General features: G+C 70.7%; 20 protein-coding genes and 5 tRNA genes. 16 read left to right on the forward strand and 9 right to left on the reverse strand.

What is annotated here, in order from left to right; genetic code table 11:
- The first annotated feature begins 105 nt into the window (after nt 1–105).
- The 5 genes from QMK28_RS13265 (at nt 106) to QMK28_RS13285 (ending at nt 7491) form a co-directional block, all read left to right on the forward strand.
- Complete coding sequence (locus QMK28_RS13265) at nt 106–690, forward strand: hypothetical protein (RefSeq protein ID WP_326437394.1); 585 nt, start codon at nt 106–108, stop codon at nt 688–690.
- Nucleotides 691–797: 107 nt separating this feature from the next.
- Nucleotides 798–2723, forward strand: a complete 1926-nt coding sequence (locus tag QMK28_RS13270) for a transglycosylase domain-containing protein (protein WP_326437396.1) — start codon at nt 798–800, stop codon at nt 2721–2723.
- 286 nt (nt 2724–3009) lie between these two features.
- The gene (locus QMK28_RS13275; RefSeq protein WP_326437474.1) at nt 3010–5448 is read left to right on the forward strand and encodes a polysaccharide lyase 8 family protein; all 2439 of its coding nucleotides are present in this window, start codon (nt 3010–3012) and stop codon (nt 5446–5448) included.
- Nucleotides 5449–5631: 183 nt separating this feature from the next.
- Nucleotides 5632–7218, forward strand: coding sequence for an acyl-CoA carboxylase subunit beta (locus tag QMK28_RS13280; RefSeq protein ID WP_326437398.1), 1587 nt, complete (start codon nt 5632–5634; stop codon nt 7216–7218).
- 33 nt (nt 7219–7251) lie between these two features.
- Entirely contained in the window at nt 7252–7491 is a 240-nt protein-coding gene (locus tag QMK28_RS13285; protein WP_443050716.1) for an acyl-CoA carboxylase subunit epsilon, read from the forward strand.
- Nucleotides 7492–7658: 167 nt separating this feature from the next.
- Here QMK28_RS13285 and QMK28_RS13290 read toward each other — a convergent pair whose 3' ends face one another.
- The 8 genes from QMK28_RS13290 to QMK28_RS13325 form a co-directional block, all read right to left on the reverse strand.
- Complete coding sequence (locus tag QMK28_RS13290) at nt 7659–8240, reverse strand: GTP-binding protein (protein ID WP_326437401.1); 582 nt, start codon at nt 8238–8240, stop codon at nt 7659–7661.
- Entirely contained in the window at nt 8221–8820 is a 600-nt protein-coding gene (locus QMK28_RS13295) for a DUF742 domain-containing protein (RefSeq protein WP_326437403.1), read from the reverse strand. Before QMK28_RS13295 ends, QMK28_RS13290 begins: the two co-directional genes overlap by 20 nt.
- A gap of 81 nt (nt 8821–8901) precedes the next feature.
- Nucleotides 8902–9315: a roadblock/LC7 domain-containing protein gene (locus QMK28_RS13300; protein WP_326437476.1), complete on the reverse strand. Its 414-nt coding sequence runs from the start codon at nt 9313–9315 to the stop codon at nt 8902–8904.
- Between the two features lie 10 nt (nt 9316–9325).
- Nucleotides 9326–12538: a sensor histidine kinase gene (locus QMK28_RS13305; RefSeq protein ID WP_326437405.1), complete on the reverse strand. Its 3213-nt coding sequence runs from the start codon at nt 12536–12538 to the stop codon at nt 9326–9328.
- 333 nt (nt 12539–12871) lie between these two features.
- Nucleotides 12872–13459, reverse strand: a complete 588-nt coding sequence (locus QMK28_RS13310; RefSeq protein WP_326437407.1) for a GTP-binding protein — start codon at nt 13457–13459, stop codon at nt 12872–12874.
- Complete coding sequence (locus tag QMK28_RS13315) at nt 13440–13847, reverse strand: DUF742 domain-containing protein (protein ID WP_326437409.1); 408 nt, start codon at nt 13845–13847, stop codon at nt 13440–13442. Before QMK28_RS13315 ends, QMK28_RS13310 begins: the two co-directional genes overlap by 20 nt.
- A 155-nt stretch (nt 13848–14002) precedes the next feature.
- Complete coding sequence (locus QMK28_RS13320) at nt 14003–14416, reverse strand: roadblock/LC7 domain-containing protein (protein ID WP_326437478.1); 414 nt, start codon at nt 14414–14416, stop codon at nt 14003–14005.
- A 9-nt stretch (nt 14417–14425) separates the two neighbouring features.
- A complete protein-coding gene (locus QMK28_RS13325; RefSeq protein WP_326437410.1) occupies nt 14426–18283 on the reverse strand; it encodes a sensor histidine kinase in 3858 nt (1285 codons plus the stop codon).
- Between the two features lie 569 nt (nt 18284–18852).
- Between QMK28_RS13325 and QMK28_RS13330 the strand changes: the two genes are divergently transcribed.
- The 10 genes from QMK28_RS13330 (at nt 18853) to QMK28_RS13375 (ending at nt 23802) form a co-directional block, all read left to right on the forward strand.
- Complete coding sequence (locus QMK28_RS13330; RefSeq protein ID WP_326437480.1) at nt 18853–19032, forward strand: hypothetical protein; 180 nt, start codon at nt 18853–18855, stop codon at nt 19030–19032.
- Nucleotides 19033–19143: 111 nt separating this feature from the next.
- Complete coding sequence (locus QMK28_RS13335; protein WP_326437412.1) at nt 19144–19935, forward strand: fumarylacetoacetate hydrolase family protein; 792 nt, start codon at nt 19144–19146, stop codon at nt 19933–19935.
- Nucleotides 19928–21424 carry a glutamate--tRNA ligase gene (gene gltX / locus QMK28_RS13340; protein WP_326437414.1) on the forward strand — a complete coding sequence of 499 codons (1497 nt, stop codon included), beginning with the start codon at nt 19928–19930 and terminating at the stop codon, nt 21422–21424. Before QMK28_RS13335 ends, gltX begins: the two co-directional genes overlap by 8 nt.
- A 270-nt stretch (nt 21425–21694) precedes the next feature.
- Nucleotides 21695–21766, forward strand: a tRNA-Gln gene (locus QMK28_RS13345).
- A gap of 27 nt (nt 21767–21793) precedes the next feature.
- A tRNA-Glu gene (locus QMK28_RS13350) sits at nt 21794–21866 on the forward strand.
- A 62-nt stretch (nt 21867–21928) separates the two neighbouring features.
- Nucleotides 21929–22001: transfer RNA gene (locus QMK28_RS13355), tRNA-Glu, on the forward strand.
- Between the two features lie 11 nt (nt 22002–22012).
- Nucleotides 22013–22084, forward strand: a tRNA-Gln gene (locus tag QMK28_RS13360).
- Nucleotides 22085–22121: 37 nt separating this feature from the next.
- A tRNA-Glu gene (locus QMK28_RS13365) sits at nt 22122–22194 on the forward strand.
- A 122-nt stretch (nt 22195–22316) separates the two neighbouring features.
- Nucleotides 22317–22838 (forward strand): STAS domain-containing protein, encoded by a 522-nt coding sequence (locus tag QMK28_RS13370; protein WP_326437416.1) that lies wholly within the window; start codon nt 22317–22319, stop codon nt 22836–22838.
- The gene (locus QMK28_RS13375) at nt 22828–23802 is read left to right on the forward strand and encodes an MEDS domain-containing protein (RefSeq protein ID WP_326437417.1); all 975 of its coding nucleotides are present in this window, start codon (nt 22828–22830) and stop codon (nt 23800–23802) included. Before QMK28_RS13370 ends, QMK28_RS13375 begins: the two co-directional genes overlap by 11 nt.
- 42 nt (nt 23803–23844) lie before the next feature.
- On the opposite strand, the gene ndgR is transcribed toward QMK28_RS13375, so the two are convergent.
- Nucleotides 23845–24561: an IclR family transcriptional regulator NdgR gene (gene ndgR / locus QMK28_RS13380; protein ID WP_326437419.1), complete on the reverse strand. Its 717-nt coding sequence runs from the start codon at nt 24559–24561 to the stop codon at nt 23845–23847.
- Between the two features lie 188 nt (nt 24562–24749).
- Here ndgR and leuC point away from each other — a divergent pair, with 188 nt between their 5' ends.
- Nucleotides 24750–26174 (forward strand): 3-isopropylmalate dehydratase large subunit, encoded by a 1425-nt coding sequence (gene leuC, locus QMK28_RS13385; protein WP_326437421.1) that lies wholly within the window; start codon nt 24750–24752, stop codon nt 26172–26174.
- The last annotated feature ends 3 nt before the right edge of the window (nt 26175–26177 follow it).

Raw genomic sequence — 26177 nt, forward strand, 5'->3', positions numbered from 1 at the left:
TCAGGCGGACGCGCGTAGAACTCGGGCGCCATCCTTGTGTTCCACGCGCTCGCCCCTGCACAGCCGACTCATTCGCAGCACGGTCCACAGCAGGAGGGTCCTCCCGTGAGATTCCGCTCCGTCCTCAGCACGCTCGTCCTCGTTCCCGGAGTTCTCGGCGCGCTTCTCGCGCCCGGCGCCGGCCCGGCCGCCGCGGCCACCGGATCGGCCGCCGGCCCGGCCCACGCGGCCCCTGCCACCGCCGGTCCCGACAGCCCCGGCCGCGCCGACACCGCCGCCGTCACCAAGCTCAGCCACGCACAGGCCACCGCCCGCTTCACCTCGTCCGGCATCACCTGGTCGTCGTCCGGCGGCTGTTCCGACCGGAACAACCCGACCTGCACGTCCTTCAGCCAGCTCAACCTGGCCTCGGCGCAGGGCGCGCAGACCCTCAGGAGCGCCAGCGGCTGCGCGCTCAACATCACCGGCGGCACCGAGACCGGCCACGCCGGCGGCACGTACAGCCACTGGAACGGCTACAAACTGGACTTCAGCCCGTCCGCCTGCGTCAGCAACTACATCACCGGCACCTTCCCCTACATCGGCACGCGCGGCGACGGCGCGCGGATGTACCAGTCCGGATCCGGCAACATCTACGCCCGCGAGGGCAGCCACTGGGACGTCCTCTACTACGACTGCGGCGGCTGCTGACCCGACATTCTCCGCTCCGGCAGACAACCCGGCAGCGGCCCGGCCCCTCTTGTCCCACAAGCCCGCGCCATGCCGGCGCGGGCTCGTGAGCGAGGAGTTGCCGGAGCATGGCTGAACGCCGCAGGCGCCAACGTCGCATCGACTACCCCCGCCGGGGCAGAACCGGTCCGCGCCGCTGGCTGCCGTCCTGGCGGCAGCAGCTCAGCGGGCTCCTGCTCGGCGCCGGACTGTTCGTCGGGCTGTTCGCCGCCGTGTACGTCAGCGTGGAGATCCCCGACGAGAACGCGGAGGCGCGCCGGCAGGCCACCGTCTACTACTGGGCCGACGGCAGCCAGATGGTGAGCGTCGGCGCGGTCGACCGGCAGAACGTCGAGCTCTCGCAGATACCCGACTCGGTGGAGAGCGCGGTCATCTCCGCCGAGAACGAGAGCTTTTACACCGACTCGGGCGTCTCGGTGACCGGCATCGCGCGCGCCGTCGTCAGCATGGCGGGCGGCGGGGAGGTCCAGGGCGGCTCCACCATCACCCAGCAGTACGTGAAGAACACCTACCTCTCGCAGGACCAGACGGCCGAGCGCAAGCTCAAGGAATTCTTCATCTCGCTGAAGCTGGACAACAGCAAGAGCAAGCGCGAGATCCTCCAGGGCTACCTCAACAGCAGTTGGTTCGGCCGTGGCGCGTACGGAATCCAGGCCGCGTCCAACGCGTACTACGGCATCCCCGCCAAGGACCTGAACCCCAGTCAGGGGGCCATGCTGGCATCCCTGTTGAAGGGCGCCGAGGAGTACGACCCGGCGGACGGAGCGGCGAACCACCAGCGCGCCGTCGCCCGCTGGTCGTGGATACTCGACCGGCAGGTGAAGGCCGGCGCGATGAGCGCGGAGCAGCGCGCGAAGTACCGCAGCTACCCCGAGCCCCGGAAGATCTCCAAGCCGACCAGCCTGAGCGGCCAGACCGGCTATCTCGTCGACATCGCCAACAAGTACATCAAGAAGCGCTCAGGACTGACCGACGAGGATCTCGCCCGCGGCGACTACCGCGTCCACACCACCTTCGAGAAGGACAAGGTGCGGCGGCTGGAGAAGGCCGTGCGGCAGGTGCGCGAGCGCGACCTCGACCCGAAGAAGCGCGCGAAGGACCGGCATGTGGAGGTCGGCGCGGCCACCGTACGGCCCGCCGACGGGGCGATGACCGCCGCGTACGGCGGCGCCGACGCGACCAAGCACTTCGCCAACAACGCGGACACCTCCGGGGTGCCGGTGGGCTCCGCCTTCAAACCCTTCGTCCTGGCCGCGGCCCTCCAGCACGGCCCGCGCTCCGGAAGCAGCCAGGTCTCGCTGGACAGCTACTACGACGAGCACAACCGGCTGATCTCCGGCGGACCGCAGCTCCGGCCCGCCACCCCGGCCGGCAAGAAGTACGAGCCGCCCACGACGCTCCGCGAGTCGCTGCTGACCTCCGCCAACGCCACCTTCGTGCAGCTCGGCAAGGACACCGGGCTGAAGACGGTCCGGGACCTGGCGGTCGCCTCCGGGCTGCGCGAGGAGAGCATGGCCCGGCTGGACCGGACCTTCCCGCTCGGCACGTCCACGCCCAGCGCCGTACGTATGGCGGGCGCGTACACGACCTTCACGAACGGCGGCACCCGGGCCGACCCGTACTCGGTGACCCGGGTGGTGCGGGGCGGCGCCCCGGTCGACGGCTTCGCGAAGCCGCGCGTGCAGCGGGTGATGGACACCTCGGTGGCCCGCGACGTCAGCGACGCGCTGCGGTTCGCCTCCTGGCGCATGATCGACCAGGAGTCGGTCAAGTCGCTCGGCGACGTCACGGCGGGCGGGACCAGCACGGACGACCGGATGAAGTCCGCCTGGTTCATCGGCCACACCGGGGACGAGACCACGGCCATCACGCTGTTCCGCACCAAGCCCGGCACACCGCAGCTGCTGCCGATGCAGGGCGTGGGGGGCGCGGACTCGGAGCGCGGCAACAACCTCCCGCCCCGGATCTGGGCCGCGTACGCCACGTCCGAATAGCGGCGGCAGGGCGGCGGGCGTGCCGCGGCGGGGCGGCCGGGGTCCGGCGTGCCCGTCCGGGGTCCGGGGTGCCCGTCCGGGCAGCGGAGACAGCCCGGCAGACAGCGCTTTCCCGCCGCATCCGCCCCATGTCGGCACGGCCATTGCCGGGTACCGCGACCTCGTGCTAGACCAAGCGTCAGCTTCCAGCAGGTCCATGCCACTTCGCCGCCGCCGCGTACGTACTGCGGTCCCGTCGGGAGGACTCCCCTTGTCGCCTTCGCCCGCCTGGTCCCGCCGGGGCTTCATGACCGCCACCGGGGCAAGCGCTCTCGGTCTGACCCTCGCCGTGCCACCGGACGAAGCCCGGGGCGCGGGAGCCGGCGGAGCCATCGGAGCGACCGGGCCCGGCGGCGCGCCGGCCGCCGTCGACGAGTTCGACACCCTGCGCCGCCGCTGGCTCGACCTGCTGCTCGGCACCGGCGTCGAGGCGGGCGAGGAGCCGTACGCCTCCCGGCTCAAGGAGACCGGCGCACTCGCCCGGCAGTTCCGCGCGAGCATGCGCCCCACCGCCACCTCGCTGTGGCCCGACTGGCCCTTCGACCCGCCCACCGGCATCACCCAGGCGTACTCCCGGCTCAACACCATGGCGCAGGCGTACGTCCAGCCCGGCACCGGCCTGACCGGCGACGCGGGCCTCGCCGCCGACATCGTCACCGGGCTCGACCACCTCGACGCGACCGTCTACCACCCCGCCACCACCCGCTACGGCAACTGGTGGGAATGGCAGATCGGCAGCCCCCGGCTGCTGCTCGACACCGTCGCGCTGCTGTACGACCTGCTCGGAGAGGGCCGCCGGGGCCGCGCTCTCGCCGCCGTCGACCACTTCGTCCCCGACTCGATGCTCGGCGACTACACCGGCACCAGCACCGGCGCCAACCGCGTCGACCTCTGCCGCGTCGTCGCCCTGCGCGGCGTCCTGGGCAAGACCGCGGCCAAGATCGCGCTCGCCCGCGACGCGCTGTCGCCGGTCTTCCCCTACGTCACCACGGGCGACGGCCTCTACGCCGACGGCTCCTTCATCCAGCACAGCTGGGTCGCCTACTCCGGCACCTACGGCTACGTACTGCTCGACGGCCTCGGCCGCCTCTTCACCCTGCTCGCCGACAGCTCCTGGGCCGTCACCGACCCCAAGCGCCAGATCATCTTCGACAGCGTGGAGAAGGCGTACGCCCCGCTGCTCCACAACGGACTGATGATGGACAGCGTCAACGGGCGCGCCATCAGCCGCGGATACCTCCTCAACGACGAGCGCGGGATCATGCGCGGCGACCACTACCACGGCCATCTGCTGGTCGCCGCCGTCGCGCTGCTCGCGCTGGGAGCCGGCAGCGCCGAGCGGCAGCGCTGGAACGGGCTGGTCAAGGGCTGGATCGCGCGCGACACCACGAGCCCGGTGCTGGCCGACCGGCAGTTCGAGGTAGGGGACCTGGCCCGGCTCAAGGCGGTCGCCGACGGCGGCGGCCTGGCGACGCCCGAGCGGGTCGGCCACCGGCTGTTCGCCGCGATGGACCGCGCGGTGCACCGCCGCCCCGGCTGGGCCGCGAACATCTCGATGGCCTCGGAGCGGATCGCGTACTACGAGAACGGCAACGGCGAGAACCCGCGCGGCTGGCACACCGGCGCGGGGATGCTCTATTGGTGGGGCGCGGACTTCGGCGGCGGCCAGTACACGGACGGCTTCTGGCCCACCGTCGACTGGTACCGGCTGCCGGGCACCACCGTGTCCAGCAAGCGGCTCGCCGACAACGAGGGCGGCGGCTGGGGCGAGCCCAAGCCCGCCGTGAAGTGGGTGGGCGGCGCGAGCGACGGCGAGTTCGCGGCCGTCGGACAGCACGTCAAGGGGCTGGCCAGCACTCTGCGGGCGAGGAAGTCCTGGTTCTGCGCCGCCGACACCGTCGTCTGCCTCGGCGCGGGCATCACGGGCCGGGACGGCGCGGGCACCGCCGTCGAGACGATCGTCGACAACCGCAGCCTCGGCGAGAGCGGCGCCGCCCGGCTCACCGTGGACGGCGCGGCCCAGCCCGGCACGCTCGGCTGGACGAAGACCTTCGAGCGCGCCCGCTGGGCCCATCTCGCGGGACACGGCGGCTACGTGTTCCCCGGCGTCCCCGGGGCCCGGGACGGCCGCCCCGGCGCCCGCCTCAAGGCGCTGCGCCAGGCCCGCACCGGCGCTTGGCGGGACATCAACACCGGCAGCTCACCGGCCCCCCTCACCCGCCGCTACCTCACCCTCTGGCACGACCACGGCACCGACCCGACCGACGCCTCGTACGCCTGCCTGCTGATGCCCGGCGCGAGCCCGCACACCCTCGCCGCCCGCGCCGCCGACGAGCGGTGGCTGACCGTCCTGGCCAACACGGACGAGGCGCAGGGCGTCACCATCGCCTCACTCGGCCTAACAGCCGTCAACTTCTGGTTTCCCGGCACGGTTGGCCCCCTCACCGCCGGGGCCCCCGCGAGCGTCCTCGTACGCATCCGGAACAGCGGCCGCACGGCTGCCATCCGTGTCTCGGACCCGATGCGCACGGGAGCGGCGATCGACGTCGGCTGGGCCCACCCGGTCCGCGCGGTGGTCTCCCAGGACCCCGCGGTGCGGGTGCTCAGCACCGGCCGCTCGCTCCGGCTGCGCGTCACCGCGGGTACGGACGGCGCGACGCACGGTTGCGAAGTCGCCCTGCGGTGAGGCGCACCCCACATCCGGCCCTGGCCCGGATTTGTGGGGCCCCGACAGAGCCGGACACCCGGATGGACCAGTGCGTACGCGAGTCCCGCTGCGCAGTTCTGTGCCGCCTGCCCACGAAATTGGGCCGGACGTTGTCGGGAACCGACATACGGTTCGGGCACCCCGGCCACGTACCGTCGACGTATGACCACACTCGAAGATCCGCCCGCCGAGGCCAATCATGACGCTCGCGGGCGAGTCGCCGAGCTGCACGCCATCCGCGAGCAAGCCCGGCGAGGCCCCAGCGAGCGGGCGACCGAGGCGCAGCGCGCGAAGGGCAAGCTCACCGCGCGCGAGCGGATCGACCTGCTGCTGGACGCGGGTTCGTTCAACGAGGTGGAGCCGCTGCGCCGGCACCGGGCGACCGGGTTCGGCCTGGAGGCGAAGAAGCCCTACACGGACGGCGTGATCACCGGCTGGGGCACCGTGCACGGCCGGACCGTCTTCGTCTACGCGCACGACTTCCGGATCTTCGGCGGCGCGCTGGGCGAGGCGCACGCGCAGAAGATCCACAAGATCATGGACAAGGCCATCTCGGCCGGCGCGCCGCTGGTCTCGCTCAACGACGGCGCGGGCGCGCGTATCCAGGAGGGCGTCTCGGCGCTGGCCGGTTACGGCGGCATCTTCCAGCGCAACACCAAGGCGTCCGGTGTCATCCCGCAGATCTCGGTGATGCTCGGCCCGTGCGCGGGCGGCGCGGCCTACTCGCCGGCGCTGACCGACTTCGTCTTCATGGTCCGTGAGACCTCGCAGATGTTCATCACCGGGCCCGACGTGGTCCAGGCGGTCACCGGCGAGAAGATCAGCCAGAACGGGCTCGGCGGCGCGGACGTGCACTCCGAGGTCTCCGGCGTCTCGCACTTCGCCTACGACGACGAGCAGACCTGCCTCGAAGAGGTCCGCTACCTGCTCTCGATGCTCCCGCAGAACAACCGGGAGAACCCCCCGCAGGCCGAGACCGACGACCCGGCCGACCGCAGCGGCGATGTGCTGCTCGACCTGGTCCCGGCCGACGGCAACCGCCCCTACGACATGCGCGAGGTCATCGAGGAACTCGTCGACGACGGCGACTTCCTGGAGATCCACGAGCGCTGGGCCACCAACATCCTGGTCGCCCTGGCCCGGCTCGACGGCCAGGTCGTCGGCATCGTCGCCAACCAGCCCCAGTCGCTGGCCGGCGTGCTGGACATCGAGGCGTCCGAGAAGGCCGCCCGCTTCGTCCAGATGTGCGACGCCTTCAACATCCCGATCGTGACCCTGCTGGACGTCCCGGGCTTCCTGCCCGGCGTCGACCAGGAGCACGGCGGCATCATCCGGCACGGCGCGAAGCTGCTCTACGCCTACTGCAACGCGACCGTGCCGCGCATCTCCATCGTGCTGCGCAAGGCGTACGGCGGCGCGTACATCGTCATGGACTCGCAGTCCATCGGCGCCGACCTCACCTACGCCTGGCCCACCAACGAGATCGCGGTGATGGGCGCGGAGGGCGCGGCCAACGTCATCTTCCGCAAGCAGATCGCCGAAGCGGACGACCCCGACGCCATGCGCGCCCGCATGGTCAAGGAGTACAAGGCCGAGCTGATGCACCCCTACTACGCCGCCGAACGCGGCTTGGTGGACGACGTGATCGACCCGGCCCAGACCCGGCACGTCCTCATCCGCTCGCTGGCCATGCTGCGCTCCAAGCACGCGGACCTGCCCTCCCGCAAGCACGGCAACCCCCCGCAGTAAGTCCCGCGGCCACCGCCGCGACCACCGACTGCGATGACGAAGACGACGGAGACACAAGTGAGTTCAGACAACCTGGTACGCGTCGAGAAGGGCCACGCCGACGCCGAGGAACTGGCCGCGGTCACCGCGGTGCTGCTGGCCCGAGCCGCCGCGACGACGGCCGGCCGGCACGCCGCCACCGCCCCCGGCCACCGGCGCGCCTTCTCCGCCGCGCGCTGGCGCCGCCCGGAGCGCACGCCGGGCTTCCGCGCCCCGCACAGCTGGCAGCGCTGAGCCGCGACCACACGGCCGCACGACGCAGACGAGGCCCCGACCACTTCCGTGGTCGGGGCCTCGTTGTCTAAAAATTTAGCCCTCCCCCAGCCTTCGGCCGGGAGGCGCCCCCAGGCGATTGAGGACACTGTCCACCGGCGGACCGGTGAACCACCGCGGTCACCCCGCTACCGCAGCCGAGCCATCAACGCATGCTCGACCAGAGTGATCAACGCACTCTTCGTCTCGCTGCGGTGCCGCGCGTCCGTGATGATGATGGGCGCGTCCGGTCCGATCTGGAGCGCCTCGCGGACCTCTTCGGGCTGGTACGGCTGGTGTCCGTCGAAGCCGTTGAGGGCGATGACGAAGGGCAGGCCGCTGTTCTCGAAGTAGTCGACGGCAGGGAAGCAGTCGGCCAGCCGCCGCGTGTCCACCAGCACGATCGCGCCGATCGCGCCGCGGACCAGGTCGTCCCACATGAACCAGAATCGGTCCTGGCCGGGCGTGCCGAACAGGTACAGGATCAGGTCCTGGTCCAGCGTGATGCGGCCGAAGTCCATCGCCACGGTGGTCGTCGTTTTGTCCGGCGCGTGCGTGAGGTCGTCGATCCCCGCCGAGGCGGAGGTCATCACGGCCTCGGTGCGCAGCGGGTTGATCTCCGAGACCGCGCCCACGAACGTGGTCTTACCCACGCCGAAGCCGCCCGCCACCACGATCTTCGCGGAGGTGGTGGAGCGAGCTGGTTCCCCGCTAGAGGTTCCGAAGTCCACTGAGCACCCTTTCGAGCAGTGTCACGTCAGGCTGACCGCCGGCGGACTCGTCGCCGCCCGGCTGATGAATGGCGACTAGTCCGGCCTCTGCCAAGTCGGCGACGAGGATGCGGGCTACGCCGAGGGGAATAGTGAGGAGCGCCGAGATCTCGGCGACCGATTTGATCTCACGGCAAAGGTGGCAGATGCGCTGGTGCTCGGGCAACTGGCCCTGCATCTGGCCGGGTTGAGCAGTAGTGTGCACCAGCGCCTCGATGGCGAGCTGGTAGCGCGGGCGGGTCCGGCCGCCGGTCATGGCGTACGGCCGCACCAACGGGTTGTGCGCGCTGCCGGGCGGCGCGGACTGCGACGCCGGGCGCCGGCTGTGCTGCACCGGCTGGATGCGCGGTGCGCGCGGCGGCGGAGGCTGCGGCGGTTCGTACGACTGTCCGTACGGTTGCCGGTGCGGCGGCGGCGGCGGGGGCGCCTGCTGGTCCTGGCTCGGCGCGGAGGGGAAGTTGAAGCGCTTCAGCCGGCCATCGCCGTTCGGCTGGGGCTGCTGCCCGTCGCCGTAGGGATAGCCGCTTGGGGGCGTTGCCACGGTTCCTCCTCCAACGTGCCTGTCTGCCGGTCGCGCCACCGAACCCTATGGCGCGGCGGCGCTGAACGCACTGTCTGTCTGTTAGTTGAGAAGACTTCCCTGCAGTTCGGCGCGGAGGTCGGGGGTCAGGACGGTGCCCGCCCGGTCGACGAGGAGGGCCATTTCGTAGCCCACCAGACCGATGTCGCACTCGGGATGGGCGAGTACGGCCAACGAGGAACCGTCGGAGACGGACATCAGGAAGAGGAAACCGCGCTCCATCTCCACCACGGTCTGGTTGACCGCGCCGCCCTCGAAAATACGCGAGGCTCCCGCGGTGAGGGAGGTCAGACCGGAGGCGACCGCCGCCAACTGGTCGGCCCGGTCACGGGGGAAGCCTTCGGACATCGCCAGAAGGAGTCCATCGGCCGACACCACCACCGTGTGCGACACCCCAGGGGTGTTGTCCACGAAATTGGTGATCAACCAGTTCAGATTCTGCGCCGCCTGGCTCATCGGACTCACACTAACGCTCCTGCTCGTAGGTGCTGCCAGGGCCAAAGCCCTGGGGGTCATTCTGAGTGCCCTCCGTGCCCGCGTTGCGCCCCTGTTGGACACCGCGGCGCAGGTTGCTCAACCTGCCGCGGATGTCTTCAGGATTGCGGGAGACCTGGGGGCCGCCCTGCGGGGTCTGCTCTGCGGTGCCCTCGACCAGGTTGGCTTTGGGCACGCGCCGAGGCAGGCCGGAGGGGGTGACCCCGCCCGCCTTCGGGTCGCGGAGCGCTTCGGCTTGTCGCCAGCGCTCGTCATTGGTGGTACGCCATTCCGGGCGGTCCTCCGGTGCGGAATCCTGGGGCTGCTCGGGCTCCGGCTCCTCGGGCTGCCCCTGCCGACCGCGGCGCGGAAGCCCGGCGTCGGTCAACGATTGGGGGTCGCTCGGAGAGGGGCCCGGAGGGCGCAAGCCTACGCGGTCGGAGCCGTCGGCGGGGGCGTCCGGGGCGGATTGCGCCTTCCGGTCGTACTGCCCGTCGTAGGAGCTCGTGCCGGGCCAGTCGCCCTGCCGGTTCGACGATTCGTAGGTGTCGTACGCCTGCTGCCCGCCGTCCTGCCGGAAGCCCGGGTCCTGGAAAGCGGAGGGGTTCTGGAAACCGTCCTGGTAGCCGCCGGGGCCCTGGAACTCGGCCGGGTCCTGGAAGCCCGCCGGCTGCTGGAAACCGGAGGGCGCCTGGTAGCCGGCGGCGGGATAGGCCGCGCCCTGCTGGTGCGGGTCCTGGTAGCCGGTTTCCTGGTAGCTCTGCTCGGGGTAGCCGTCGGGGGTGTACCGCTGGTCCTGCCCCTGCTGGTCCGGGTAGCCCTGCTGGTCCGGGTAGGACGGCTCGGCCTGGTCGCTGAAGAGCGGGCGCTCCTCGGACTGCGACTCCAGCGCCGCGCGCCGCTCGTCACGCTGCAGCGAGCGGCCCACCGGGTCGAGGTCGCGGGCGTCGTCCGGCACGGCCGGGTACCGCGACTCGTCGAAGCCCAGTTCGGCGGCTGTACGCATGCTGCCCCGGTGGGCGGCCTGGTCGGGCAGCTGGGCGATCTGCTGCGGCTCGGGCTCGGGGGCGAGCGGCCGGACGTCGAAGTCGTCCTCGATCAGATCCTCGCCGCCGCCGCCGTGCGTGATGGGGTCGGGGAGCATGACCAGCGAGGTGGTGCCCGCCTGCTCGCCGGAGGGGCGCAGCTGGACCCGGATGCCGTGCCGGTCGGCGAGCCGGCCGACCACGAACAGGCCCATCCGCTGCGAGATCGCGACGTCCACCGACGGCGGGTTGGCCAGCTTGTGGTTGATGTCCGCGAAGTCCTCGGCGGTGAGGCCGATGCCCTTGTCGTGGATCTCCACCATCACCCGGCCGTCCGGCAGCCGGGTCGCGGTGACCTTCACCTTGGTCTGCGGTGAGGAGAACATGGTGGCGTTCTCCAGCAGCTCGGCGAGCAGGTGCACGAGGTCGGTCACGGCGGTGCCGTGGATCTCGCTCTCCGGCACGCCGGTCAGTTCGATGCGCTCGTACGACTCGACCTCGGAGGCCGCCGCGCGCAGCACGTCGACCAGCGGGACCGGCTGGTTCCAGCGGCGGCCGGGCTCCTCGCCGGCGAGGACCAGCAGGTTCTCGCCGTTGCGGCGCATGCGGGTCGCCAGGTGGTCCATCCGGAAGAGGTTCTCCAGCTGGTCCGGGTCCGCCTCGTTGTTCTCCAGGTCGGTGATCAGCGTCAGCTGGCGCTCGATGAGGCCCTGGTTGCGGCGCGAGAGGTTGGTGAAGATCGCGTTGACGTTGCCCCGCAGCAGAGCCTGCTCGGCGGCGAGCCGGACGGCCTCGCGGTGCACCTGGTCGAAGGCGCGGGCGACCTCGCCGATCTCGTCGCGGGTGTTGATCGGGATCGGCTGGACGCGGGTGTCCACCCGGCCCGGATCGGTACGGGAGAGCTGGTCGACCAGCATCGGCAGCCGCTGCTCGGCGATGCTGAAGGCCGCGTTGCGCAGCTGGCGCATGCTGCGGCTCATCGAGCGGGCCATCAGGCCGGCGATCACGAAGGCCGTGAGCAGCGCGATCAGCACGATCGCGGAGTTGAGGATGGCGTCCTGCCGGGCGTCCTCGGAGATCTGCTGGACCTCGTCGACCGCCTTGTCGGTGAGGCCCTTCTCGATGACCCGGTAGGCGTCGAACTTGCCGGTCGCGGTGGCGAACCAGGTGTCCTGGGTGATGCCCAGGCCCTTGAGCTGCTGCGGCGTCGCGCCGGAGGCGATGGCCTTGATCATGTCGTTCATGGGCGGCGGCGGGACGAACTTCTGCCCGGCGGCCTCGGCGGCCTGCCTGGCCAGATCGGTCTTGGCCGCGCCTTCCTTCTGCGCCTGGGAGAGCTCCTGCTTGAGCCGCGCGACGTCCTGCGGGGTGCCGCCGGAGTTGAACTCGCCGAGGGCGATGTTCTCCAGGTAGGCGTAGGAGGCGAAGGCGGTCTGCTGGGCCAGCCGGTCCTTCACGGCCGGGCCCGGCTTGACCAGCAGGTGGGTGCCGATCGAGCGCTGCAGCGACTCGGCGGCCTTGGCCAGCGAGATGGCGTAGACGGTGCGGCCGTAGGAGGTGATGTTTCCGGTGCCCAGGCCGAGTTCGTTGGCGAACTCCATCAGCGGGTGCTGGACGTTGACGTAGCCCTCTTCGGTCTTCACCGCGTTGAGCTTCGCGGTGTAAGCGCCGGCGCGCAGGGTCAGCAGATTGGGCTCGACCTTGCGGAAGACGTCCAGCCGGCGCTGCAGGCCCGCCTGGTCCGGCATCTGCCGGACACGGGCGTCGAAGGCGTCGGCCGCCGCGTCGGTCGCGTCCCGCAGCCGCTTGATCTTCGGGTCGTCCTGTTCACCGGTCAGCAGCGGGACGGCGGTGAGGTCACGCTCGTTGATCAACGCCTGGCCGTAGACCGCGGCGGACCGTACGAGCTGTGCCGTGCGCTCGGCGTCCTGGGCCTCCTGCCAGATCGCCACCGAGCTCTCCACCCGGAACCCGCCGAAGACCAGTGCGACGAGCACCGGGATCAGCAGGATCGCGTTCAGCCGGGTGGGCACCCGCCAGTTGCGCGGGGAGAACCTGCCACCGCTCGCCGCGGGCGCGGCCGAGACGGTTTCGGGCACGTCGGAAAGCGACGCCGCGGCACGCGGCGGCGTGAAATTGCCCCGTGTCTGCTGCACGGAGCTCTCGCTGCTTCGCCTCACTCGTCCAACAACCTCTCGGCGTCGGCACTTACGCTGTGCCGTTCTGCTGCTGCTTACGTGGCCCGTTATTACTCCGGAGTTCAGCGAATTTCAGCACGTCAGGGCGGTGCTTTCCAAACACTGCGCAAAGGTCGCTAACTTGCGGGGAGTGGTAGATAAAACGGGCATAAAGAGCGAGCGGCTGCAAATGGCGAGAGAATAGTGAGCGCAGCGAAGTTGATCGCATGCATGGGGTGTTCGTCAGAGGGTAATTCTCTGTCTAAACGTTATGTGGACAGGGCGAGCCGTGTCGAAGGACACAGCTCGCCCTCAGCAGCTTATGGGTAGAAGGACCTACTTGAGCCGTGCCATCAACGCGTGCTCGACCAAAGTGATCAGCGCGCTCTTCGTCTCGCTGCGGTGCCGGGCGTCCGTGATGATGATGGGCGCGTCCGAACCGATCTGCAGTGCTTCGCGGACTTCTTCGGGCTGGTAGGGCTGGTGTCCGTCGAAGCCGTTGAGGGCGATGACGAAGGGCAGGCCGCTGTTCTCGAAGTAGTCGACGGCCGGGAAACAGTCCGCGAGGCGGCGGGTGTCGACGAGGACGACGGCGCCGATCGCGCCGCGGACCAGGTCGTCCCACATGAACCAGAAACGGTCCTGGCCGGGCGTGCCGAACAGATAAAGGATCAGGTCGTCGTCGAGCGTGATGCGGCCGAAGTCCATGGCCACCGTGGTGGTGGTCTTGTCCTTCACATGACTGAGATCGTCGATCCCGGCCGAGGCGGAGGTCATCACGGCCTCGGTGCGCAACGGGTTGATCTCCGAGACCGCACCGACGAACGTGGTTTTGCCGACGCCGAACCCGCCCGCCACCACGATCTTCGCGGAGGTGGTGGAGCGGGCCGGGGCCGGCGCGCTGCTAGAGGTTCCGAAGTCCACTGAGCACCCTTTCGAGCAATGTCACATCAGGAGTGCCGCCGGCTTCCGAGCCGCCGCCGGGCTGGTGGATCGCCACCATGCCCGCCTCGGCCAAGTCCGCTACCAGAATCCGTGCCACGCCCAGCGGGAGGTGCAGCAGCGCCGACACCTCCGCGACCGACTTGAGCTCGCGGCACAGGTGGCAGATGCGCTGGTGCTCAGGGAGCAGGCCGGGCACCTGGGAGGGGTCGGCCGTGGTGCTGACCAGCGCCTCGATGGCGAGCTGGTAGCGCGGCCGGGTCCGGCCTCCCGTCATGGCGTACGGCCGCACCAGCGGCTGGTCGCCTTCGTCCCCGTACGACGCGTGGTAAGGCGCACCGTAGGGGCCGGGCGAGGCGGGCGGGGTCATGGATCCTCCGGGCGGAACGGCAGGACGGCGGAAGTGCCGTCGGGCGGGGCCGGTGGGGGGACGGTCGGCCGTTGAGCAGACGGACTGAAATCAAACGGTTCAGCGATTCATCGCCGCATCGATGCGGCGACGCAGCATTTCAACGAGTCAGCGAATCAGTGCAACAGGCTGCCCTGCAGTTCGGCGCGGAGGTCGGGGGTCAGTACGGTGCCCGCCCGGTCGACGAGGAGGGCCATTTCGTAGCCCACCAGACCGATGTCGCACTCGGGATGGGCGAGTACGGCCAACGAGGAACCGTCGGAGACAGACATCAGGAAGAGGAAACCGCGCTCCATCTCCACCACGGTCTGGTTGACCGCGCCGCCCTCGAAAATACGCGAGGCCCCGGCGGTGAGGGAGGTCAGACCGGAGGCGACCGCGGCCAATTGATCGGCCCGGTCACGGGGGAAGCCTTCGGACATCGCCAGAAGGAGTCCATCGGCCGACACCACCACCGTGTGCGACACCCCAGGGGTGTTGTCCACGAAATTGGTGATCAACCAGTTCAGATTTTGCGCCGCCTGGCTCATCGGACTCAACTAACGCTCCTGCTGATAAGTGGGATCAATACCGCGGCCGTCGGTGCCGGGGCCGTTGCCGACCTCGCGGCCCTGCTGGATGCCCCGGCGAAGGTTGGTCAGCCGGCCGCGCACGTCACTGGGAGCGCGCGAGACCTGCGGACCGGTCGAGTGGGACTGCTGCTGGGCGGTGCCCGCGACGAGGTTGGCGCGGGGTACCCGGACGGGGAGACCGGAGGAGGTGACTCCGCCCGCCGCGGGTTCGCGGACCTGTTCGGCCTGCCGCCAGCGCTCGTCGTTGGGGGACGTGCGCCAGCTGTTCCCGTTGGCGGCGCCATTGCCGCCGCCGGTACCGCCGCTGGTGCCTGTCGCGGACGCGGGTTCGCGGCGCGGCATCGTGGGTGCGGCGGGAGCCGTGGGCGCTGTGGCCGCCGACGCTGAAGGCGCTGCCTGGGCAGGCTGTGCGGGGGGCGTGGGAGCCGCTGGCGCCTCGCTGCCGCCGGGACCGCGGAACCAGTTGGACTCGATCGCCTCGAAGATCGGCGTCCGTCCGTCACCGGGCCCGGCCGGCGGCAGCGCGCCCGGCGGAAGCTGGAAGTCGCCGCGGTCCTGCCGCGGCTGCGGCAGGTTGGGCGCGGGCCGATTCGGGACCGGAAGGTTCGGGGTCGGGCGGGCCTGTGGCGCGGAGTCCGCTCGCGGGGTGCGGCCGGGCGGCGGGCCGTCGAAGTCCGGCGGCACGAACTCGGCGGTGTCGCCGGGCCCCTGGCTCTGCCGGGCGCCGAACCCGCCGTCCTGCTGGAGGGCGTTCTGCGGCGGGCCGCTCTGCTGCGGTCGCTGCGCGCCGAAGTCCGGGCGGACGAAGGCGGCCGTGTCGGCGGGCCCGCCCTGGATCCGGCCGCCCAGGGTCGGGGACGGCTGCGAGCTGTTCTGCTGCGTACCGGTCTGCGTACCGGGCTGCTGCGTGCCGGGCCGCTGCGGCTGGTACGAGCCGGTGGATTCCGGACGCGGCGGACGGCCCGTGTTCTCGTGGTCCTCGTGGCCGCGGGGGGTGTCCTCGGCGGGACGGGGCGTGGTGGGCCAGTCGTCGGCCGGGGCCGAGCCCTGCTGCCGGGCGCGCCAGCTGGAGCCGGCCTGGCCGTTCTGCTCGTTCTGACTGTTCTGGTCGGGCGGAGTGCTCCGGCCGGACGGCGCGGAGCCGCCCGGCAGCTCGGCTGCGGGACCGCGCGGCGGCAGCTGCGGCCGACGGCCCTGGGACCCGGCCGAGTGCGCGCCGCCGGACTGCCCGGGGGCGCCGGTCGGAGGTGCGACGCTCGGCGAACCGCCGCGGGGCGGCAGCGGCGGACGCTGTCCGGAGTCGTTCTGGCCGGGGGCGGCGCCGCCGGGTGCGTTCGTACGGTTGCCGCCGAAGGCGTCCCCCGAGCCGAAGCCCGAGCCGGACGGCGCGGCGTTGGGCGTACCGGGGCGGCCACCGCCGGCGAAGGCGTTGCCGGTGCCGGCGAAGGCGCTGCCCTGCGGGCTGCCGCCGTGTCCGCCGTTGCCGGCCGCGCTGCCCGTACGGGTGGGCAGCCCGCCGCCGTTCGGCTGGCCGTTGCCCTGTCCGCGGCCCGGCAGCGCGGGGCGCTGGCCGCCGCCGACCTGGCCGCGCGGTTCCGCGCCGCCGGCCCAGCCGGCCGCGCCGCCCTGCCCGCCGGGGGCGGAGGTATTGCCCTGGCCGACCTGGCCGCGCGGCTGCATGCCGCTCAGCCCGCCGCGACCGCCCTGGCCCTGTCCGCCCATCGCGGGCGCGTTCTGGGCCTTGGTCGGAACCGGCTTCTTGCCGCCCTGGGCGACGTCGACCGGCAGCATGACCAGTGCGGTGGTGCCGCCCGAGTCGGACGGCCTGAGCTGAATGCGGATGCCGTGGCGCAGCGACAGCCGGCCGACCACGAACAGGCCCATCCGGCGGGAGACCGACACATCGACGGTCGGCGGGCTGGCGAGCCGCTCGTTGATCGCGGAGAGGTCCTCGGGCGACAGCCCGATGCCGGTGTCGTGGATCTCCACGAGCACCCGCCCGTCGGGCAGCGCGTGGCCGGTGACCTTGACCTTGGTCTGCGGCGAGGAGAACGAGGTGGCGTTCTCCAGCAGTTCGGCGATGAGGTGCACGAGGTCGTTGACGACGCGTCCGGCGACCTCGGTGGTCGGCACGGCGGTCAGCTCGACGCGCTCGTACTGGTCCACCTCGGAGGCCGCGGCGCGCAGCACGTCGACGAGCGGGACCGGCCGGGTCCACCGGCGGCCCGGCTCCTCGCCCGCGAGGACCAGCAGGTTCTCGCCGTTGCGGCGCATACGGGTCGCGAGGTGGTCGAGCTTGAAGAGGCTGGAGAGCTGGTCCGGGTCGGCCTCGCGGCTCTCCAGCTCGGAGATGAGCGAGAGCTGGCGCTGGATGAGCCCCTGGCTGCGGCGCGAGAGGTTGGTGAACATCGCGTTGACGTTGCCTCGCAGCATCGCCTGCTCGGAGGCGAGCCGCACCGCCTCGCGGTGCACCTCGTCGAAAGCCGCGGCCACCTGGCCGATCTCGTCCCGGCTGTGCACACCGACCGACTCGACCGAGGTGTCGACCTCCTGCGGGTCGCCCTCGGAGAGCTGCTTGACCAGCTCGGGCAGCCGTTCCTGGGCGACCGTCTTGGCGGTCTCCTGGAGCCGGCGCAGCGAGCGGACCATGGAGCGGGCGACGACGAAGGCGCCGACCAGCGAGATGCCGAGCACCAGCAGGATGACGACACCGTTGATCAGCGCGTCCTGGGTGGCCGCGGACTGCAGCTCACGCGCCTTCTGGTCCATCTGCGAGAGGAGAGTCGTCTCGATCTTCGACATCTCGTCGATTTTGTTGCTGTCCTGGTCGTACCAGTCCATGTACGAGCGGTTCTCGGCCTTGATGCCGCCCGGGGTCTTGAAGGCGCGGCCGGCGAACGTGTCGGCGGACTGGATCTCGACGATGCCCTCGTCCAGACCGCGGGTCAGCTCGGAGGCGCTCGGATAGAGCCGCGAGAAGCGCTTGAGGGCGGCCCGCTCGTTCTCCTCGGCGGTGCCGCCGTAGGCACGGTCGTTGGCCGAGAGCCGGGGACCGTCCTTGTGGGCGAGGCCGGCGGTGATGACCGCGCGCTGGATCGAGGCGTACTCCTTCGCGGAGGAGAACGCGGCCAGCGCACGGGTGCTGCGGATCATCTCGGGGTTGCTGGTGGCCTGCGCCATGTCCTGGGACAGCGCCAGCAGGGAGGTGATCAGCGCGTTGTAGTTGGTGATGGTCTGCGCGATGTAGTCGTCGTTCGCGTAGGCCTTCTCCCGGACCGACTGGATCGTGCCCAGCTGACGGGAGATGTCGAGCACCGTCGAGCGGACGCCGTCCATGGTCGGGTCGTCGGTCTTGATGTCCCCGGTGGCCGCGTTGAACGTCTGGATCGCGCGCTCGGTCTTCTCACGAGGCGCGACGACCCGGTCGTCCTTGGCGTCGCCGGCGCCGGCCAGCGGGCCCGCCGACTTGTCGCGCTCCTCCTGGAGCGCGTCCGCGAGCTTGGTGGCCTGCTCGGTCATGTCGGTGAGCAGCTTCATGTGCTCGAGCTGCTCGATGTTGCTCATCGAGCTCTCGATGCGCAGGCCGCCCAGCGTGGTCGCGGCGACGACGGGCAGCGCGAGCAGGGACACCAGGCGGGTGCTGATCCGCCAGTTGCGCAGGGCTATTCGAGTGCCCGGCCCACTGGGCACCTTCTTTTTGGCGTCGCCGGAGTCACCGGCGCCCTTCGCGTTCGTACGCGCGGATGCGTCGGAGCTGTGGGTGGTCCCACCGGGCAGCTCCGGGTCCGCCGCGGCGCTGCCATCCCTCTTGAAACGTCCCTGCACTAGCGTCGCAACCTCTGGACCAGGCGTCCCTCCGGGTGAGCGGCGGGACGGTGTCGAGTCGTGGGGGGACACATGATCCCCTGGGCGGTCGTGAGACCGGCGCGCTTCCCCATTTCATCCGCCGCTCGACGCTGCCTTGCGCCTTGCGCGCCGTCTGAAACCTGCGGCGGTCCGTGGAATTCCAACACAGTGCAGGATCTCCAACAAGACCCGAGTGCCGAGTGGTGATTCGTGTGACGCTCAGTGCGGATTGAATCACGAGATGTAGAAAGTCCGCCTCGAGATAACGGACTATTGCCTACGAGTCGACCAGAAGTACGTGCTGTCCCGGCTGCGGTGATCAGGGGCGGAATGTGCGGTTCAATCCGTTGATATCCGTTTCGGGTAAGGAAAATGATCATTCGCTTCGCGGCATTTGTCGCAGGAGTCGTGAGGAAACTCACATGGAGATCGCCGACTCGGGCACCCTGCGGCGGGGAATGGCGCGTTTAGCCTGGCGTTTTACAGGGATAGCCGATCCGACAAGCCGCGCCGCAGAGGCGCCTATACCGATGAAGGTCCCAGACCGGATGAAGACGACGATGCTGTTCCGCAACATAGCCAACCCGCGCCGCACGACGCTGACCCATCTCACCGACGCGGCGGACCTGCGGACCGAAGAGGCCGCAGCACCGGAACAGGCCGCCGAGCTGCCCGCGCGGACCGCCAACCCGCGCCGCACGATCCTCATGGACGCCCCCACCGGCTGACCCGGCCGCGCACCCTCCCCGCGATAGCCTGGGGACACGAGCCTGCCGACGGGTCGGACCCGACGGCGGGCTCTCCGTCTCCAGCCAGCAAGTGAGGGGCAGCAGCTTCCCGTGCGCATCGCCAGGTTCTCCATCGACGGCAACGTCGCCTTCGGCGTCGTGGAAGGGGATCAGTCGTCACCCGACGGTCTCGTCCTCGACATCATCAAGGGCCACCCGTTCGCCGAGTTCGAGCGCTCGGGCCGGAAGGTCCCGCTGAACAAGGTCCGGCTGCTGCCGCCCGTCCTGCCCAACAAGGTGATCGGGATCGGCCGCAACTACGCCGAGCACGCCGCCGAGCTGGGCCATGAGGTGCCGGACGTACCGGTGGCCTTCTTCAAGCCCTCCACCTCGGTGATCGGCCCCGGCGACACCATCGCGTACCCCTCCTTCTCCCAGGAGGTGCACCACGAGGCCGAGCTGGCCGTGGTCATCGGCCGGATGTGCCGGGAGGTCCCGCGCGAGCGCGTCAAGGACGTCATCCTCGGTTACACCTGCGCCAACGACGTCACCGCCCGTGACATCCAGCGCAGCGAGAACCAGTGGGCGCGCGCCAAGGGCTTCGACACCTCGTGCCCGCTGGGCCCCTGGGTCGAGACGGACCTCGACCTGGCCGCCGCGGCGGACCTGGCCATCATGTGCACGGTCAACGGCGAGCAGCGTCAGCTGGGCCGCACCAGCGACATGGTCCGCTCGATCGAGGACCTCGTCGTGCACATCACCGAGGCCATGACGCTGCTTCCGGGCGACGTCATCCTCACCGGGACCCCGGCCGGAGTCGGCCCGCTCAACGTCGGCGACGAAGTCGCCGTCACCATCGAAGGCATCGGCACTCTCACCAACAAGGTGATCAAGCGTGGCTAGCGCACCCATCGTCCCCGACGAGCACGTACGTGTTCGTTTCTGTCCGTCTCCGACCGGAAACCCGCACGTGGGTCTGGTCCGCACCGCTCTGTTCAACTGGGCGTTCGCCCGCCACCACGGCGGCACGCTCGTCTTCCGCATCGAGGACACCGACGCGGCCCGCGACTCCGAGGAGTCGTACGGCCAGCTGCTGGAGGCCATGCGCTGGCTCGGCTTCGACTGGGACGAGGGCCCCGAAGTCGGCGGCCCGCACGAGCCCTACCGGCAGTCGCAGCGGATGGACGTCTACGCCGACGTCGCACGCAAGCTCCAGGACGGCGGCTACGCCTACTCCTGCTACTGCAGCACCGAGGAGCTCGACGCCCGCCGCGACGCCGCCCGCAAGGCCGGCAAGGCGTCCGGCTACGACGGCCACTGCCGCGACCTGAGCGCCGAGCGGATCGCCGCCTACCAGGCCGAGGGCCGCACCTCGATCGTCCGCTTCCGGATGCCGGACGCGCCGATCACCTTCACCGACCTGGTGCGCGGCGAGACGACCTTCACCCCGGAGAACGTGCCGGACTTCGGCATCGTCCGGGCCAACGGCGCTCCGCTGTACACCCTGGTCAACCCGGTCGACGACGCGCTGATGGAGATCACGCACGTGCTGCGCGGCGAGGACCTGCTGTCCTCCACCCCGCGGCAGGTCGCGCTCTACGCCGCGCTCGCCGAGATCGGCGTCGGCAACGGCAGCACCCCGAAGTTCGGGCACCTGCCGTATGTGATGGGAGAGGGCAACAAGAAGCTCTCCAAGCGCGACCCGCAGGCCAACCTCAACCTCTACCGCGAGCGCGGCTTCCTGCCCGAGGGGCTGCTCAACTACCTCTCGCTGCTCGGCTGGTCGCTCGCCGAGGACCGCGACATCTTCTCCATGGAGGAGATGGTCGCCGCCTTCGACGTCGCGGACGTCAACGCCAACCCGGCGCGCTTCGACCTCAAGAAGGCCGAGTCGATCAACGCCACGCACCTGCGGGCGCTCGCGCCCGAGGAGTTCGTGCGCCGCGTCGTGCCGTTCCTCTTCCCGGACGCCGAGCCGACCGCCGATCAGCTGGAGCTGCTCGCGAAGGCCGCGCCGCTGACCCAGGAGCGGATGGTCGTCCTGAGCGAGGTCGTCGGCATGCTCGGCTTCCTCTTCGTGCGGCCCGAGGACTTCCGGCTGGACGAGGCGGACGCCGCCAAGGTGCTGATCGCCGACGCGAAGCCGGTCCTGGCGGCCTCCGTCACGGCCCTGGAGGACCTGACGGACTTCACCCCGGAGCCCATCCAGGCCACGCTGCGCGAGGCGCTGGTGGAGGGGCTGGGCATCAAGCCCAAGTTCGCCTTCACGCCGCTGCGCGTCGCGGTCACCGGCCGCCGGGTCTCCCCGCCGCTCTTCGAGTCGATGGAGCTGCTGGGGCGCGAGGAGACGCTCCGGCGGCTGCGCGCCGCCCTGGAGTCCGTAACCGAGTAGCGGGGCCCCGCTGTGCCGCTGCCGGCACGCTCCGGGGGCCTGCGGGCCCCCGGAGCGGTGGACGCGAGTCCCCGGCCCGCCGACCCGCTTTCCGGTGCTCGGGGAGCGGTCGGGCGGGTCCTGTGCACCGGGTGATCCACTGCCCGGGGTTATCGGTTTTGGAGCCCCGCCTCCCGTCAGGTAATGTTCTTCCTGCGCCGCACTGGAGGGCTGAATAGCTCGAACCGGAGGCGCAAACCAAACAAAATCCCGCAAGGGATTGCGTTTTGGTGGGATATGGTGTAATTGGCAGCACGAGGGTTTCTGGTTCCCTTAGTCTAGGTTCGAGTCCTGGTATCCCAGCGCATGCAGTACAGCAGTGCAGTGCGAGCCCCCGTTGTGTAGCGGCCTAGCACGCCGCCCTCTCAAGGCGGTAGCGCCGGTTCGAATCCGGTCGGGGGTACAGATCCTGCCTCCGCCTCTATCCGGGTCGCACCTGGAAGCGGCGACGAATGGATCGCTAGGGCCCCCGTTGTGTAGCGGCCTAGCACGCCGCCCTCTCAAGGCGGTAGCGCCGGTTCGAATCCGGTCGGGGGTACGCAGGTCCCATGGGGTATGGGGTAATTGGCAGCCCGACGGTTTCTGGTTCCGTTAGTCTAGGTTCGAGTCCTGGTACCCCAGCTCACACAGGTGTAGCAGTGCATCAGTGGTACGACAGGCCCCCGTTGTGTAGCGGCCTAGCACGCCGCCCTCTCAAGGCGGTAGCGCCGGTTCGAATCCGGTCGGGGGTACAAAATCTTCAAGGCCCTCCGCTGACGCGGGGGGCTTTTTCGTACAGACCTTCCCGCGGACCTTCACACGGCCTGTTCGCGCGGACCTTCACACGGCCCTGCCCAGGCCGGATAATCCCCGCATGGCTTTCGCAGACGCCGCCCGCCGCACGCGGCCGGCCGATGACCGGCGCTCGCGCCATGAAGCCCCGACCGCCCGCGAGTTCCGGACCCGCGAGGGACGCGCCGGAGGCCGGCGCGACGCCCCGCGGCCGGAGCGGGCTCAACCGGACGCCGTCGAACCGGCCCCTCCGAGAAGAGTCGCAGTGGACCTGCTCGTACTGACCGCCGAACTGCGTGTCGTCAGGACCTACGCCCCGCACGGTCTGCGGATCACGGGAGTGGTGGATCCGGGCGCCCGCCGCCATCTGTGCGCCGCCTTGGACTCCATCGCGGAGGTGGACGACGACGTGCTGCTGGATCTGTCCGGGTTGGAGTTCCTCGACCTGGGCGGCCTGCGGCTGATCGCCGGCTTCGCCCGCGACCGCGCCGACCGGCGCCATGTGGAGCTGGCCGGCCTGCTGCCGCACCTGCGGCACGTCATCTCGCTCATCGGCTGGGACGACACCCCCGGCCTGCGCCTGGGAGTTGCCGGTGCCCACTGACCACAACGAGCGCGGCGGTGACGGATTCGTTCACCACGCCTGTCTGTACGGCTCCGACGAGGCATTCCTCGCGATGGCCGTGCCCTTCATCGAGGCCGGACTCGACGAGGGCGGGTCCGTGCTGGCCGCCACCACCCCCGCCAACATCGAATTGCTCCAGGACGCGCTGGGGGAGCGGGCCAAGGGTCTGGACACCGCCGAGACCGCGTACTTCGGCCGCCGCCCGGTCGACCGGGTCGCGGCCTTCCAGCGCTACCAGGACAGCCGGACCGAGCCCGGCCGGCAGATCCGGATGATCGCCGAGCCGGTGTGGGGCGGCAAGTCCGCCCGCCAGATCGCCGAATGGAAGCGGATGGAGTCGGGTCTCAACGTGCTGCTGGAGGACGCCGACCTGTGGATGATCTGCCCCTACGACACCCGGGTCGTGCCACCGGACGTACTGGAGGCGGCGCGGGCCACCCACCCGGCCTGTGTGACCGGCAGCAGCGTGCTGCCGTCCGCGGCGTACATCGATCCGCACGTCTACGCGGCGGCCGGGGACGCCCCGCTGCCCGCCGTGCCCGCGCACGCCGACCGGCTGCCGCCCACCGGCGAGCCCGCGGCGGTGCGCGGCTTCGTACGGGACCGGGCCGCCGCGCTCGGGCTGGCCAATGAACGCCTCGCGCTAGCCGAACTGGCCGTCCACGAGGTGGTCGATTACCTGGTGAGCGCACGCGGCGAGGAGGTGGCGGTACGGATCTGGGCCGAATCGGGCCTGGTGGTCTGTGATCTGCACGGACCCAGCGTGACCAGGCCCTCACCCGACGCGTTCCTGGGATTCCGGCCGCCGGGCGAGGCCGCCGGACTGGAGGACGGACTGTGGCTGGCCCGCAGCCTCTGTGAGTCGGTGGAGGTGCGGGCCGGGCGGTCCCGGGTACGGATCAGGCTGCGCTTCGCCGGGCCCCGCAACGCCGAACGGCGCTGAAGAAGCGCCGAAGGCGCCGACCGGGGCAGCCGTGCCGGCTGCTCAGCCGGTGCGGCGCAGCGCCTCGGAGAGCCGGGCGGCGGCGTCGATGATCGCCTGGGCGTGCATCCGGCCGGGATGCCGGGTCAGCCGTTCGATCGGTCCGGATACCGAGACGGCGGCGACCACCCGGTTCGAGGGGCCGCGGATCGGGGCGGAGACGGACGCGACGCCCGGCTCCCGCTCGCCGATCGACTGGGCCCAGCCGCGCCGCCGCACGCCGGAGAGCGCGGTGGCGGTGAAGCGGGCGCCCTGCAAGCCGCGGTGCAGCCGCTCGGGCTCCTCCCAGGCCATCAGCACCTGGGCGGCGGACCCGGCCTTCATCGGCAGCGTGGAGCCGACCGGCACGGTGTCCCGCAGGCCGGACAGCCGCTCGGCCGCGGCCACACAGATCCGCATCTCGCCCTGCCGCCGGTAGAGCTGCGCGCTCTCGCCCGTCACGTCCCGCAGGTGGGTGAGCACCGGCCCGGCCGTCGCCAGCAGGCGGTCCTCGCCGGCCGCCGCGGCGAGCTCGGACAGCCGCGGGCCGAGGATGAACCGGCCCTGCATGTCCCTCGCCACCATCCGGTGGTGTTCGAGCGCCACCGCGAGCCGATGGGCCGTGGGGCGCGCGAGTCCGGTCGCCGCGACCAATCCCGCGAGGGTGGCCGGACCGGACTCCAGAGCGCTGAGTACCACAGCCGCCTTGTCGAGAACGCCGACGCCGCTAGAGTTGTCCATACGACGATATTCGCGTCTCACACTGTGAAACGCAAGTTCAATTTTCCGCTGAAGCAGCCAATCTGTAGTTGGCGGCTCGCGACCCGGCCTTACAGATAGGGCTCGCGGACGCAGCCCCGCGCGGTGAACCGGGCGAGGACACCCGAATCGAGATTGGGCCGGAGATACCGCCGGCCGAAGGGAAAGCGATGGGACGGACACTCGCGGAGAAGGTATGGGACGACCACGTCGTCCGGCGCGCCGAAGGCGAGCCCGACCTCCTCTACATCGATCTGCATCTGCTCCATGAGGTGACCAGCCCGCAGGCTTTCGACGGCCTCCGGCAGAACGACCGCCGGGTGCGCCGGACCGACCTCACCATCGCGACCGAGGACCACAACACCCCGACCGTCGACATCGACAAGCCGATCGCCGACCCGGTCTCCCGGATCCAGTTGGAGACGCTGCGCAAGAACTGCGCCGACTTCGGCGTCCGGCTGCACCCGCTGGGCGACGTCGAGCAGGGCGTCGTACATGTCGTCGGCCCGCAGCTGGGCCTGACCCAGCCCGGCATGACGGTGGTCTGCGGCGACAGCCACACCTCCACCCATGGCGCTTTCGGCTGCCTCGCGTTCGGCATCGGCACCAGCCAGGTCGAGCATGTGCTGGCCACCCAGACGCTGCCGCTGGCCCCGTTCAGGACGATGGCCATCACGGTCGACGGTGAACTGCCCGAGGACGTCACCGCCAAGGACCTGATCCTCGCCGTCATCACCAGGATCGGCACCGGCGGCGGCCAGGGCTACGTCATCGAGTACCGCGGCTCGGCCATCGAGAAGCTGTCGATGGAAGCCCGGATGACCATCTGCAACATGTCCATCGAGGCGGGCGCCCGCGCGGGCATGATCGCCCCGGACGACACCACCTTCGAGTACCTCAGGGGCCGGGACCACGCCCCCGTGGGCGACGAGTGGGACGCGGCCGTCGAGTACTGGCGCACACTGCGCACCGACGACGAGGCGGCCTTCGACCACGAGGTGGTCATCGACGCCACCGCGCTGACCCCCTTCGTCACCTGGGGAACCAACCCCGGCCAGGGCGCACCGCTCTCCGCGCGGGTCCCCGACCCCGCTTCGTACGAAGACGCATCGGAGCGCATAGCCGCCGAAAAGGCCCTGGAATACATGGGTTTGACGGCGGGTCAGCCGCTGCGGGACATCAAGGTCGACACCGTCTTCGTAGGTTCGTGCACCAACGGCCGGATCGAGGACCTGCGCGCCGCCGCGGGCATCGTGAGCGGCCACCGGATCGCCGAGAACGTACGCATGCTGGTCGTGCCCGGCTCGGTGCGGGTCGCGCTGGAGGCCGTCGCGGAGGGGCTGGACAAGGTGTTCACCGCCGCTGGAGCCGAATGGCGGCACGCGGGTTGCTCGATGTGCCTGGGCATGAACCCCGACCAGCTCGCACCCGGTGAGCGCTCCGCGTCCACCTCCAACCGCAACTTCGAGGGCAGGCAGGGCAAGGGCGGCCGTACGCACCTGGTCTCGCCGCAGGTCGCCGCCGCCACCGCGGTGCTCGGCCATCTGGCCTCGCCGGCCGACCTCGCCGACGCTCGTACTCCCGTGGGGGCCTGAATC

The organism is Streptomyces sp. H27-D2, from assembly GCF_035828615.1.
Lineage (GTDB): Bacteria > Actinomycetota > Actinomycetes > Streptomycetales > Streptomycetaceae > Streptomyces.